The sequence below is a fragment of the Aquimarina sp. AU58 genome (genome assembly GCF_900312745.1).
Classification (GTDB): domain Bacteria; phylum Bacteroidota; class Bacteroidia; order Flavobacteriales; family Flavobacteriaceae; genus Aquimarina; species Aquimarina spinulae.
The window spans coordinates 52,198-66,280 of sequence record NZ_OMPD01000014.1; the positions used below are offsets into that span (position 1 = coordinate 52,198).

13 protein-coding genes are annotated in these 14,083 nt (G+C 31.4%); 12 read left to right on the plus strand and 1 reads right to left on the minus strand.

From position 1 onward, the window contains the following. The first annotated feature begins 72 nt into the window (after positions 1–72). The 9 genes from DK441_RS11910 (at position 73) to purD (ending at position 10,690) form a co-directional block, all read left to right on the plus strand. Positions 73–1,077: an NAD(P)-dependent oxidoreductase gene (locus DK441_RS11910; protein ID WP_109850924.1), complete on the plus strand. Its 1,005-nt coding sequence runs from the start codon at positions 73–75 to the stop codon at positions 1,075–1,077. Next, positions 1,077–2,219, plus strand: coding sequence for a glycosyltransferase (locus tag DK441_RS11915; protein ID WP_109850925.1), 1,143 nt, complete (start codon positions 1,077–1,079; stop codon positions 2,217–2,219). The genes DK441_RS11910 and DK441_RS11915 overlap by 1 nt, the downstream gene beginning before the upstream one ends. Then, a complete protein-coding gene (gene gmd / locus DK441_RS11920) occupies positions 2,216–3,250 on the plus strand; it encodes a GDP-mannose 4,6-dehydratase (RefSeq protein ID WP_074405864.1) in 1,035 nt (344 codons plus the stop codon). Before DK441_RS11915 ends, gmd begins: the two co-directional genes overlap by 4 nt. Beyond that, complete coding sequence (locus DK441_RS11925; protein WP_109853502.1) at positions 3,234–4,130, plus strand: GDP-mannose 4,6-dehydratase; 897 nt, start codon at positions 3,234–3,236, stop codon at positions 4,128–4,130. Before gmd ends, DK441_RS11925 begins: the two co-directional genes overlap by 17 nt. A 27-nt stretch (positions 4,131–4,157) precedes the next feature. Then, entirely contained in the window at positions 4,158–5,471 is a 1,314-nt protein-coding gene (locus DK441_RS11930; protein WP_109850926.1) for a UDP-glucose/GDP-mannose dehydrogenase family protein, read from the plus strand. Between the two features lie 2 nt (positions 5,472–5,473). Next, positions 5,474–6,451, plus strand: coding sequence for a UDP-glucuronic acid decarboxylase family protein (locus tag DK441_RS11935; RefSeq protein WP_109850927.1), 978 nt, complete (start codon positions 5,474–5,476; stop codon positions 6,449–6,451). Positions 6,452–6,462: 11 nt separating this feature from the next. Then, entirely contained in the window at positions 6,463–7,809 is a 1,347-nt protein-coding gene (locus tag DK441_RS11940) for an exopolysaccharide biosynthesis polyprenyl glycosylphosphotransferase (protein WP_109850928.1), read from the plus strand. A gap of 159 nt (positions 7,810–7,968) precedes the next feature. Beyond that, the gene (locus DK441_RS11945; RefSeq protein WP_160112071.1) at positions 7,969–9,261 is read left to right on the plus strand and encodes an O-antigen ligase; all 1,293 of its coding nucleotides are present in this window, start codon (positions 7,969–7,971) and stop codon (positions 9,259–9,261) included. A gap of 157 nt (positions 9,262–9,418) precedes the next feature. Continuing rightward, positions 9,419–10,690: a phosphoribosylamine--glycine ligase gene (purD, locus tag DK441_RS11950; protein WP_109850930.1), complete on the plus strand. Its 1,272-nt coding sequence runs from the start codon at positions 9,419–9,421 to the stop codon at positions 10,688–10,690. 117 nt (positions 10,691–10,807) lie between these two features. Here the strand turns inward: purD and DK441_RS11955 are convergent, their stop codons facing one another. Further along, the gene (locus DK441_RS11955; RefSeq protein ID WP_074405858.1) at positions 10,808–11,038 is read right to left on the minus strand and encodes a uracil phosphoribosyltransferase; all 231 of its coding nucleotides are present in this window, start codon (positions 11,036–11,038) and stop codon (positions 10,808–10,810) included. Positions 11,039–11,164: 126 nt separating this feature from the next. Between DK441_RS11955 and DK441_RS11960 the strand changes: the two genes are divergently transcribed. From DK441_RS11960 to DK441_RS11970, 3 genes are all read left to right on the plus strand, one after another. Next, entirely contained in the window at positions 11,165–12,085 is a 921-nt protein-coding gene (locus DK441_RS11960) for a DUF6427 family protein (RefSeq protein WP_160112072.1), read from the plus strand. 333 nt (positions 12,086–12,418) lie between these two features. Next, a complete protein-coding gene (locus tag DK441_RS11965; protein WP_025665417.1) occupies positions 12,419–13,027 on the plus strand; it encodes a DUF4254 domain-containing protein in 609 nt (202 codons plus the stop codon). After that, positions 13,014–14,072, plus strand: a complete 1,059-nt coding sequence (locus tag DK441_RS11970; protein ID WP_370444317.1) for a glycosyltransferase family 9 protein — start codon at positions 13,014–13,016, stop codon at positions 14,070–14,072. The genes DK441_RS11965 and DK441_RS11970 overlap by 14 nt, the downstream gene beginning before the upstream one ends. The last annotated feature ends 11 nt before the right edge of the window (positions 14,073–14,083 follow it).

Below are 14,083 nucleotides of genomic sequence, written 5' to 3' on the forward strand. Positions count from 1 at the left end.
AAAAAAACAAGAAGGAATCATGTTGTAAACTACTTTATTAAAAATATATTTGTATTCCAATTAAATTGATATATGAGGGCTTTCGCAATAATTTTCGGAGGTAGTGGGTACATTGGGACTCATTTACTTAGGGAACTACTGAACAAAAATGAATTTGATAACTATATTATTGCAGACATTAAACCCTTAACAGGGTTTGATGAATATTTAGAAAAAGGTAATGTTAATTACATAACAACAGATGTAATAAAAAAAATAGAATTTGATCTCGATTTTTCAGATATTGATCTAAACAAAAGCTGGATATTTAATTTTGCCGCAATACATAGAGAGCCTGGTCATGAGTTTCAGGAATATTTTGATACAAATATCCCAGGGGCAGAAAACATCAATGATTTTGCCAGAGAAAGCAAAATAAAAAATATTTTTTTTACCAGCAGTATTGCTCCTTACGGAAAATCGTTAGACCAAAGAATAGAATCATCTCCATTATATCCCGAAACTGCTTATGGTATATCAAAAGGATTTGCAGAGAAAATCCATAAAGAATGGTTAGCAGAAGATAATTCAAGAAAACTTATAATTGTAAGACCTAGTGTTATTTTTGGTCCAAAAGATCCTGGCAATGTTTTTAGAATGATTAAAGCACTTAAAAAGGGAGCTTTTGTCTTACCAGATGGAGGAAAAGTAATTAAAGCATATGGTTATGTGTATGGGCTTGTAGAAAGTATGTTGTTTACAATTAAAAAAAATGAAAGATGTATAATTTATAATTATGCAGAAAACCCTGTTGTTCCTTTAAATGAAATGGTTAATATTGCAAAAGAAGACCTAAACATTAAAAAACCCACAATAAAATTACCCGTTAAGATATTGGCAGTTATTGCTTTTTTTGTTCAAATACTGTTTAAAATTATCGGGAGAAAATCTGATATCCACCCTGTAAGAGTAAAAAAGGCAGGGTTTCCTACAAACATAAAACCACAATATCTAATTGATAATGGTTTTCAATTCAAATACGATTTTAAAAACGCGTTAAAACATTGGAAATCTATTTCACCAGAAGATTTTGATTAATGAAAGTAGCCATAATACATGAATGGATAACTGTAATAGCAGGATCCGAAAGTTGTTTTAAAGTTTTTACAGAGATTTATCCAGAAGCAGATATATTTGTTCTTGTTTCTGATGATAAGAGTATTAAAAAGTTAGGAATAGACCCTAATAGAGTTAATAATTCGTTTATTCAGAAACTACCAAAAGCCAAAACCAAATGGAAAAACTATCTTCCTTTGTTCCCTTTTGCAGTAGAACAATTTGACTTATCAGAGTATGATTTAATTATTTCATCTTCTCATGCTGTAGCAAAAGGAGTAATTACTAATGCAAATCAAACACATATCTGTTATATATACTCACCAATTCGATATGCCTGGGATCTTTACCACCAATATTTAAAAGAAGCTAATTTAACCAAAGGGGTTAAAGCTTTTATAGCAAAAAGTATATTGCATTATATAAGAAATTGGGATTTGGGCACATCTAACAGAGTTGATGCATTTATCCCTATCTCTAAGTATATAGAAAAAAGAGTCTGGAGAACGTATCGCAGAGAGTCTTATAAAGTTATTTACCCTCCGGTAGATGTAGATGCTTTTACATTAGAAAAGAAAAAAGAAGATTTTTATCTTACCGCTTCTAGAATTGTTCCGTACAAAAAAATAGACCTTATCGTAGAGGCATTTTCTAAAATACCGGATAAAAAACTAGTCGTTATTGGCGATGGCCCAGAATTTAAAAAGGTAAAAGAAAAAGCAGGTGATAATGTTTCTGTTCTTGGATATCAAGATTTTGAAGTGTTAAAAGATCATATGCAAAGAACCAAAGCGTTTATTTTTGCTGCAGAAGAAGATTTTGGTATTATCCCCATCGAAGCTCAGGCCTGCGGAACACCAGTACTCGCGTACGGAAAAGGAGGGTCTTTAGAAACCGTAAAAGGAAAATTTGTAGACCAACAGTTAACTAGTGATGATACCGGGGTTTATTTCGAAAATCAAACCGTTGAGTCCATATTAAGTGCAATAAACTTTCTAGAAGATAATTATGATGTTTTTGACCCAGAGAAGATTAGAAACTTCGCACTAAAATTTGATAAAGAATTGTTTAGAAAAAATATTGAAGACACATTTAATAAAATTATTAAAGAAAGAAGAAAATGAAAAAGGCTATAATAACAGGAATTACAGGTCAAGACGCAGCATATTTAGCAGAGCTTTTATTAAGTAAGGATTACAAAGTTTATGGAACGTATAGAAGAACTAGCTCTACTAACTTTTGGAGAATAGAAGAATTAGGTATAGAAAATCACCCAAATTTGCATTTGTTAGAATATGATTTAATAGACTTGTCTAGTGCATATAGAATTATAGCCGATGTAGAACCCGATGAAATCTATAACTTGGCAGCTCAAAGTTTTGTTGGGGTATCATTTACACAACCTATTGCTACTGCTAATATTACGGGGGTTGGAGTATTAAATCTGCTTGAAGCAATACGAACAATTAATCCAAAAATTAAGTTTTATCAAGCCTCGACTTCAGAAATGTTTGGAAAAGTTCATGCAATACCACAAAATGAAGAAACCCCTTTTCATCCCAGAAGCCCATATGGGGTAGCAAAAGTTTTTGCACATTGGGCAACTTTAAATTATCAGGAATCCTATGATTTATTTGCAGCGAGTGGTATATTATTTAATCATGAATCTCCGTTAAGAGGAAAAGAATTTGTGACAAGAAAAATTACAGATGCTGTTGCAAAAATACATTTGAATAAACAAGATATATTAGAATTGGGAAATCTAAATGCAAAAAGAGATTGGGGATATGCAAAAGAATATGTTGAAGGAATGTATAAAATTCTACAAGCTCCTGAAGCAGATACCTATGTTTTAGCAACAAATCAAACACAAACCGTTAGAGATTTTGTTACATTATCATTTAAAACAGTTAATATTGATATAGAGTGGAAAGGAAGCGATGAAAATGAAATAGGTATAAATACTAAAACAGGAAAAACACTGATAAAGGTTAATCCACAATTTTACAGACCAGCAGAAGTTGATCTACTTATAGGAGATGCATCAAAAGCTGAAAAGAATTTGAACTGGAAAGCAAAAACAACTCTAGGAGAGCTTGCAGATATGATGGTGAAAAGTGATATTAAAAGAAATGAAAATGGTGGATCCTTCTAAGAAAACAATTTTCATAACAGGTATCTCGGGTTTTACCGGCCAACATTTAGAATCTTTTTATAAGGAGAAAAACTATACTGTTTTTGGAACAACGTACACAACATCCAAAAATTCAAATCACTTTCTTTGTGATATCACAGAAAAGAAACAAATAAAAGAGATTTTAAAAAACATACAGCCAGATTATATAATACATACAGCTGCAATATCTTTTGTTGCTGGGGATAATCAAAATGAAATGTATGGAGTGAATGTTTTTGGAACATTAAACCTTCTTGAAGCATTAATTGAATGTGAAATAAATCCTGAAAAAATAATTATCGCAAGTAGTGCTGCCGTTTATGGTAATATAGGAAATATACTTTCTGAAGATATGTGCCCTCAACCTATTAACCATTATGGCAATAGTAAATTAGCGATGGAAAATATGGTTAAGAACTACTTCTCAAAACTTAATATTCTGGTTGTAAGACCTTTTAATTATACAGGAGTTGGTCAAACAGAAATTTTTTTAATACCAAAAATAATAAAACACTATAAAGATAAATCTTCTGAAATTGAACTAGGGAATATTAATGTTTTTAGAGAATTTAATGATATCGATTATTTGATAAATTGCTATTATCAACTCTTATTAAGTAATGGCAAATCAGAAATACTTAATGTCTGTTCTTCTAAAACGAATAGTATTGAACAGATTTTGTCTTATATGGAAGAAATTACCAATCATAAAATTAAAACTAAAATAAACCCAAAGTTTGTTCGTAAGAATGAAATTAAAAGCTTAAAAGGGTCTACACAAAAGTTACATAGCATTATTGATGATTTTTCTAATGAATATTCTTTAAAAAAGACGTTAGAAAAGATGTATTTTTCATAGTAATGTAAAAGAGCAAATAATAAAAGCATGAAAATAGCAGTAATAGGCTCTGGGTATGTGGGATTAGTAACAGGAACATGTCTTGCCGAGACCGGAAATGAAGTTATATGCATTGATATAGACGAGAGCAAGGTTCAAAAATTGAGTAAGGGTGAGGTCCCTATCTATGAACCACATCTGGACATGTTGTTTGATAGAAATATAAAAGCTGGAAGACTAAAGTTTACTACTTCTCTTGAAGAAGGCTTAGAACACGGCGAGATTATTTTTTTAGCATTACCCACACCAGAAGAAGAAGATGGTTCTGCAGACTTATCATATATTATTGGTGTTGCAGAAAATATAGGGCAGTTACTCAACGAGTATAAGGTAATAGTAGATAAGAGTACTGTACCAGTTGGGACAGCAGAAAAAGTTCGAGCCACTATTGCAAAATATACAACATGTGATTTTGATGTAGTTTCGAATCCTGAGTTTCTAAGAGAAGGTTTTGCAGTAGATGATTTTTTAAAACCAGAACGAATTGTTGTGGGGTCAAGCTCTGATAGAGCAATAGAGGTTATGAAAAAATTATATAAACCTTTCGTACGATCCGGTAATCCTATACTAGTGATGGATGAAAAATCAGCAGAACTTACTAAATATGCAGCAAATTCTTTTCTGGCAACCAAGATTACATTTATGAATGAAATTGCAAATTATTGCGAAAAAGTTGGTGCAGATATTGATAAAGTACGAATTGGAATAGGAACAGATTCTAGGATTGGAAAACGTTTTTTATTTCCAGGTATAGGATATGGAGGTTCTTGCTTTCCAAAAGATGTAAAAGCGCTTCATAAATCAGGTAAAAATTCGCAATATGATTTTAAAATTCTGGATGCAGTAATTAGAGTAAATGATAGTCAGAAAATTGCGTTATTACCAAAGATCAATGCATATTTTAATAATGATCTGTCTAACAAAACATTTGCAATATGGGGATTAGCTTTTAAGCCGGAGACAGACGATGTTAGAGAAGCTCCCGCATTATATCTGATTGATGAATTGCTAAAAGAAGGAGTAAAGATTAAAGCATTTGATCCAGAGGCAATGAAAAATGTAGCCCATAGATATGGAGATAAGATTGACTTGGTTACTACTATGTATGAAGCGGTTCAGAATGCAGATGCACTAATTATTTGTACAGAATGGAGTATTTTTAGAACTCCGGATTTCAATAAAATAAAAGAAGGATTAAAGATCCCTTTAATTTTTGACGGAAGAAATCTTTATGATATTGTTGATATAGAAAAAGAAGAGATTTCCTATTTTTCTATAGGGAGAAAAGATATTAAATTATAGCTATGCAAAAAGTTTTAATTACAGGAGCAGCTGGTTTTTTGGGGTCTCATCTCTGTGATCGGTTTATTAAAGAAGGTTTTCATGTGATTGGTATGGATAACCTAATCACAGGTACCTTAAAAAATATTGAACACCTGTTTAAGCTAAAACATTTTGAATTCTATCACCATGATGTGACCAAATTTGTTCATGTTCCTGGTGCATTAGATTATATATTACATTTTGCATCTCCTGCAAGTCCTATAGATTACCTTAAGATTCCTATTCAAACATTAAAAGTAGGGTCTTTAGGCACGCATAATCTTTTAGGTCTTGCAAAAGAAAAAAATGCTAGAATTCTTATTGCATCAACTAGCGAGGTTTATGGTGATCCTTTAGTGCATCCGCAAAGTGAAGATTATTATGGTAATGTTAATGCTATTGGACCTAGGGGTGTCTACGACGAAGCAAAACGTTTTCAGGAGTCAATCACAATGGCATATCATACCTATCACGGTTTAGAGACAAGAATTGCCCGTATCTTTAACACCTATGGCCCAAGAATGCGATTAAATGATGGTCGGGTAGTACCTGCATTTATTGGGCAAGCGTTAAGAGGTGAAGATTTAACTATATTTGGCAATGGATTACAAACCCGATCTTTTTGCTATGTAGATGATTTGGTAGAAGGAATTTATAGGTTACTTTTTAGAGATTATGTATATCCCATAAATATAGGTAACCCTGATGAGATTAAAATCAAAGATTTTGCCGAAGAAATTGTAAAACTTACCGAGACACACCAAAAAGTAATTTATAAACCACTACCAATCGATGATCCGTTGCAACGACAACCAGATATTGGTAAAGCAAAAGAAATTTTGGATTGGCAACCAAAAATAAGTAGATCAGAAGGAATGAAATTAACTTTGGATTATTTTAGAGGGTTTTCTGAAGAAGAGCTTCAAAAGAGTGAACATAGAGATTTTTTAAAAAAATAATTTAGTACTTTATGAAAAGTAGGATCGGTAGATATTCAGTATACATAAAACCACTTTTCTGTTTGGTAGATTTATTTATTTTAAATCTTACCACCTTATTGTTTCAAACAAATATTGATCAAAACCTTTTATTTTCAGCCTATATTTCAGTTTTATGGATTATCCTTTCTAGTAAGAATAAGTTTTATGACATAAAGCGATTTTCGAAATTAGTTCATATTATAGCTTCTTTAATTCGGCAATTTTTAATTTTTGCACTTATCCTTTATGCTTTTATAGGGTTTTTTAAACAGCCAAATATTAGCAGATTAGAGATGGGTAAGTACTTTATAGCTACAATTGGATTAGTTACTTTTTTTAAGTTTGTTTTACTTTTTTTACTATCAAAGTACAGAGAGATATTTGGAGGAAATATTAGACGAATTGTTGTTATTGGGGATAATAAAAAGACAAATCAATTAATTAAATTTTTTAAAGAGAAACCTGATTTTGGGTATAAGTTTCAAAAAAAATTCTGTGTTAATAAAGAAGATTTTGATCTAGAAGAGTGTTTTTATTATATCGTAGAGAACGAAATCGATGAGGTATATTGTTCTATTGCAGAATTATCAAATAGCCAATTACGGAATGTCGTTAATTTTACAGAGAATAACTTAAAAATCTTAAAATTTATCCCGGACAATAAAGATATTTTTACCAAAAAATTAATTTTTAATTACTATGGCTATATTCCCGTATTGTCATTTCGTGATATACCATTGGATGATTCGATAAACAAGTTTACAAAAAGAACTTTTGATATCTTATTATCCCTATTTGTTTTAATAGGAATCCTTTCATGGTTAACACCTTTAATTGCATTTCTCATTCAATTAGAATCCAAAGGCCCGGTATTTTTTAAACAACGTCGTAATGGATTGGATTATAGAGAGTTTTATTGTTATAAATATAGATCGATGAAACCAAGCACGAGTGCTAATCAGGCAACCAAAGGTGATGCTAGGGTTACGAAGGTGGGAAAATTTATTAGAAGAACCAGTATCGATGAACTACCGCAATTTCTTAATGTGCTTAAAGGTGATATGTCTGTAGTTGGACCAAGACCACATATGGTAAAACATAATGAAGAATTTGCAAAACGAGTAGATAAGTTTATGGTTCGCCATTTTGTAAAGCCAGGAATTACAGGGTTAGCTCAGGTTAGTGGTTTTAGAGGTGAAATAGAAACGAACAAGGATATTGTTAACAGGGTAAAATATGATATTTTTTATGTAGAAAACTGGTCATTGCTTTTAGATATTAAGATTACTATTCTTACTGCAATAAATGCGATTAGAGGAGAAGAAAAAGCATACTAACTTGCGCTGTATAAAAAGAAAATTAATTTTGTACATTAAAAAATACTAATACCAAAAGAGAAAATGTTTATTAGCGTATAATTATGGTAGGTATATACTAAATACGATAATACAAATTCAAAAAAATCGTTAACTACCTCATAATACATCTTATAAAAAGTGCAACTAGTTAACATAATAACCCAGGCTACCAACATGTTTTATAAAGAAGATCATTGGGTCGTAATGATCTTTTGGAACAGCTTGTATATTGCCTTTTTTTTATTACCATTAGGTATCAATCTCCCAACTCCATTTTTTATAATTTCGATCATTTTTGGGATAGGTATGATGTTTAGAACCGAAAAGAAGTTTATTCTGGATAAATCATTATTACTTTTTCCATTATATTTTATTGTGATGTCTTTGGGGTTGATTTATACTGATAATTTGATCAGTGGATTCGATTTGGTACAACGATCCCTTTCATTATTGTTATTTCCTTTAATTTTTCTATTTGTTAAGGAAGATGCTGCTACGGTAAAAAAACTATTTGACTTTTTACTTATGGGGCTAATTGTCTCATTTTTCATTAATATTTTTAAGGCAGGTAATAGCTTAACATGGCATATTATTGATGAAAGAGAAAGCATAGAAATTCTTGTGTTTATAGAGGGGGTTGTAAAAAATTGGCATTACTTTTTTGTAGGATCTCTATTTTCTAGATCAGTTAATGCTAATTATATTTCTATATACATATTACTGGTATTAAGTTATTATCTTAAAAACAAGTTGAAATCTCGAATACAGTTAGTAGTAGTTATTCTTTTATTTCTGTATCTTTTTTTATTGGCTTCAATCGCAGCCTACCTTATTTTGTTTGTAATGTCGATATTATTGATTTTTGATATTACTGATAAACAAAAAAAATATACCATGACCATTATTTTTTTGATGGGACTGTTACTGTTTTTAAATAACCCAAGGGTATTTGATTTTTATTCCAGAATAAAAGATTTTAGTAATGTAAAAGAATATTATGATGCCACGGCATCAGAAAAATCAAGACTGTTGGCATGGGATGCCAGTATCAAATTGATTAAAGATGCTCCTGTATTTGGTTATGGAGTTGGAGATGCAAACGATGTTTTGGTTCAAAAATATAAGGAGTTAAATTACATTCTTAATTACAAAAGCAAGTATAATGCACACAATCAGTTTCTACAAACGTATTTACAAACAGGTATTATTGGGTTTGGGGTTTTAGTGTGTATTTTTGTCATATTGGCAATACGTATGAAAAGAAGTAGAAATGAATTTTCAGTCTTTTTGATCCTTTTTATATCATTAATATTCGAATCTATGTTAGTTCGATTTAATGGTATTGTATTCTTCTCTATTGTTACTCCTTTGCTTTTAAAAAAGAGAAGTATTTTAAGTAGTAGGATTATTCGCAATGATAGTAGTGAATAAAATTAAAATAGGATATCACAGTATCTCATTATTGGATGTAAGATCGTTTTAATTTGAGAAGCACATAAAAAAATCATGAGTTTTTATCTAGAAAGAATTAGCTATACAACTACGAATAAACTATTTTTGGGCCCATAAAAACAAGCCATAATACATCATGAATATTTTAGTACTTGGATCAGGAGGTAGAGAACATACATTTGCTTATAAAATTGTACAAAGTTCGATTTGCGACACCTTATTTGTTGCACCTGGTAATGCAGGAACGGCTGGTATAGCTACTAATGTAGCTATTGCAGTTACAGATTTTCCTGCGATCAAAGACTTAGTGTTACAAGAGAACATTGAAATGGTTGTAGTTGGCCCAGAAGATCCATTGGTAAGAGGAATAAGTGATTATTTTGCTGAAGATAGCCAATTGAAAAATGTTGTAGTGATTGGTCCATCAAAAGAAGGAGCACAATTAGAAGGAAGTAAAGAATATGCCAAAGAGTTTTTAATTAGACACAATATACCTACAGCAGCTTATCAAAGTTTTACTGCTGCTACTGTTGATGATGGAAAGCAATTTTTAGAAACTTTACAGGCACCCTACGTGTTAAAAGCAGATGGTTTGGCAGCAGGAAAAGGTGTATTAATTCTTCAGGACATAGATGAGGCAAAGGCAGAACTTGAAAACATGCTAACCAACAAAAAATTTGGTGCAGCGAGTGAGAAAGTTGTGATCGAAGAATTTCTTGATGGTATAGAGCTTAGTGTTTTTGTACTTACAGATGGTAAAAATTACTTAACCTTACCAACAGCCAAAGACTACAAACGTATTGGAGAAGGAGATACTGGGTTAAATACAGGAGGTATGGGAGCTATTTCACCAGTTCCTTTTGTAGATAATACACTTATGACTAAAATCGAAGAGCGTATTATTAAACCAACTGTACAAGGATTAGAAAAAGAAAATATAGATTATAAAGGTTTTATTTTTATCGGACTTATTAAAGTAGGGGATGATCCAAAAGTAATTGAATATAATGTACGTATGGGCGATCCAGAAACCGAGGCAGTCCTGCCGAGAGTGAAGACAGATTTAGTACAATTATTTCAGCATGTTGGAAATCAATCGCTGAATGAGATCAATCTCGAATTAGATAAGCGAAGTGCTGCTGCTATAGTAACTGTTTCTGGAGGGTATCCAGAAGCTTATGAAAAAGGAAAAGAGATTACTGGTATAGATACGATTACAGACTCTATTGTTTTTCATGCAGGTACATCTCTAGAGGGTGATAAAGTAGTTACTAGTGGGGGGAGAGTAATGGCTATAACATCATTGGATGAAGATTTTAGAAAGGCCATTAAAACATCGTATCAAAGCATAGAAAAACTTAATTTTGATAAGATCTATTATAGAAAAGACCTAGGATTCGATTTATAGCGCCTCCTAAATACAGAACAATCAAAAAAAGCATTTAATTTATATATAAATTAAATGCTTTTTTTGATATTTATAACACTCGTAACTTCAAGAATTACTTCTTGATCAAGCGAGGTTTTAGTTTAAAAAAGAATGAGCTGTAGGATCTCTATTCTCCTCATTATTGTCATTAAATTTCTTTAATTCCTTCATCCAATATATAAAAGCAGCAAAACCAATAAACATAAATGCCCAATTAAGCATATTAGCACCAAACCAGTTTTCTAATTCTAATGCTCTAAACCAATCAAAAGGAATAAATAATATATCTACAAAAAGTGATTCTATCACTTCAAAAAAATCTTTCATAACTTGTTCTATATTTTCTTTGTAAAAAGTCTAAAGCGGTAAACTAAAAACTTTTTATAAATTAGTTCAATAATACCAATAGACAATTCTATACTATTGTCTGGTGCAAAAATATAAAAAATAGTAGTGTTATCAAGCTTTTTTAGTAAATCAAAACCCATTAATTATATTGCTGTGGCATTGTATATGGCTATACTATTTGGTATTGCCCATTATAGAAAGGGTTTTGAGGCCGAAAGCAGCCATATTTTACTAACAGCAGCTAGTATTTTTTTGTATATTTTACCAATGTTAGCTCTTAATTTTGTGGCGCAAAAAAATGACCTTACCAATAAAGGTACATTTACAATACTTTTGTATGCTTTTCTTACTGCAATTTTACCTAGTTCACTAACCAGTTTTTCTATTTTATTATCAAATGTATTTGTATTACTGGCACTGCAAAATATCTTGCATCTGCGAAATGAGAAACATATTAAAGCCAAAATTTTTAATGCATCAATCTTTATCGGCTTAGCCTCATTAGCTTATTTTTGGAGTATTGGATTTATTTTTTTGGTTTTTTTAGGGATACTTTTTTTCGACCCCCAAAACTATAGAAACTGGATTATTCCTTTTATTGGAATTAGTATGATTTATGTATTTGCGAATTGTTTTACACTACTGTTTTATGATTCGTTTTTTGCAATTGAAACCTATGTTGACCCTATATCGTTTTCATTTCAGAATTACTTTATAAAAGAACATCTTTTCTCTGTAGGGATAATATCGATTTGTATTGTATTCTTTTTCTCAATATACCTTATTAAGTTTGGTAGAAAAACAGCGAATACAAAACCTATATTGCGAGTTGTTATTATCTATTTGATTGTGGCGATTGTAGTAGCAGCCATTGCACCAAAAAAGGATACTTCTGAGCTATTTTTTATAGCAACACCTCTTTCCCTTATCGGTACTACATATCTCGAAATGAATTATCATCAATTTGCTAAAGAAATTAATATTTGGGTATTCATCTTGATCCCTTTTACAGTATTATTGTTCTAAATAATATATGATAAGAGCTGATAGCGCATTACAATCCTTGTTAAAAAGAAACATATTATACCTAAACTCAACCATGTAATTTTTGTTGAGGTAGATTGAATTATCATATGCCAAATACTATTACAAAATATAATACCTTTGTACCTGCCGAAAAATAAGGTTGCGTACATATGATTGTTCTGTATATTGTGAATTAATACAGTTAAAACTGATTTTTAAAGAATTGGCCATAACAACAAATTGCGAGTAATTCAACGCTGATAAAACACAATATAGAAAACATATGAAGATACTTTATAGAATATTTACAATTTTAGAAAAATACTAGCAAAGATGTTTACCGATAAAGCAAATTCCATTTTTAAAGAAGTTATAGAAAAATACCATGTGATCGATAGTGTTGATCAAGAGTTTTCAAATCCATATGATAGCAAATCACAGGCAATAGAGCATTTGCTATATCGAAAATGTTGGATTGATACCGTACAATGGCACTATGAAGATATCATACGAGATCCAGAAATTGATCCAATCGCAGCCTTAAAGCTAAAACGACAGATTGATGCCTCTAATCAGGATCGAACAGATATGGTAGAATATATTGATAGTTATTTTTTAGAATTGTATAAAGAGATAACGCCCAAGACAAATGCTACCATTAATACAGAAAGTCCTGCATGGGGAGTAGATAGACTGTCTATTTTGGCATTAAAAGTATATCATATGCATGTAGAAACGATTCGCGAAGGGGCTACAGATACTCATAAAGCAGCATGTCAAAACAAGTTGAATGTGCTACTGGAGCAACAAGTAGACTTGTCTACTGCTATTGATACATTGTTGAATGATATCGAGAATGGGGATAAATACATGAAAGTATATAAGCAAATGAAAATGTACAATGATGATGAATTAAACCCGGTATTACGTGGGGGGAAGTAATCTAAAGAGATCTAAAGAGTCTGAAACGAACGTTCTGGTGATTCGTCTTTCTGCTATGGGTGATATAGCAATGACGGTTCCTGTTTTAAGAGTTTTTAGAGCTACCTATCCCGATGTAAAACTAACAGTACTTACCCGAAAATTCTTTGAACCCATATTTTCTGATATTGAAAATTTAGAGGTATATCATGCAGATGTAAATAATAAACATAAAGGCTTTATTGGGCTTACGCGATTATCCAATGAATTGCGTAAACAAAATATAAACGCTGTTGCCGATATGCATAATGTATTACGCTCTAATGTACTTAAAACTTTATTTTCGTTACGAGGGATAAAAACAGCTCAGGTAGATAAAGGTCGTGCAGAGAAAAAAGCATTGACTCGATCAAAAAATAAGGTGTTTAAACAATTAAAAACAACACACCAGCGATATGCTGATGTTTTTTCTGCATTAGGATATCCTATTGATCTTACAACTCATGAGTTCCCAAAAAAACAACCGCTAACACCTGAAATTCTTTCCATAACTCAAAATTCGACCAAAAAATGGTTAGGGATTGCACCATTCGCACAATATGAAAGTAAAACCTACCCACTAGCATTAATGATTGAGGTAATCGAGACCTTGAACAAAGAAGACGGGTATGAAATTTTCCTCTTCGGAGGAGGTAAACGAGAATTAGATATTCTAAATAATATAGAAAGTAAGTATAAGAATGTAACCAATATCGTAGGGAAACTATCTTTTGAAGATGAGCTAAAACTTATAGGTAATTTAGATGCTATGGTATCAATGGATAGTGGCAATGCACATTTAGCAGCAATGTACGGAGTGCCAACAATTACACTATGGGGAGTAACGCATCCATTCACCGGTTTCATGCCTTTTGAGCAACCTATGGAACGTGCTGTTTTACCAAATTTGGCAAAATATGACCAGATTCCAACTTCAATTTATGGTAATAAAGTACCTCCTGGTTATGAAAAAGTGATGCATACCATAAAGCCAGAAACTGTCGTAGAAAGGATTAATAAATTATAAACTTATCATAC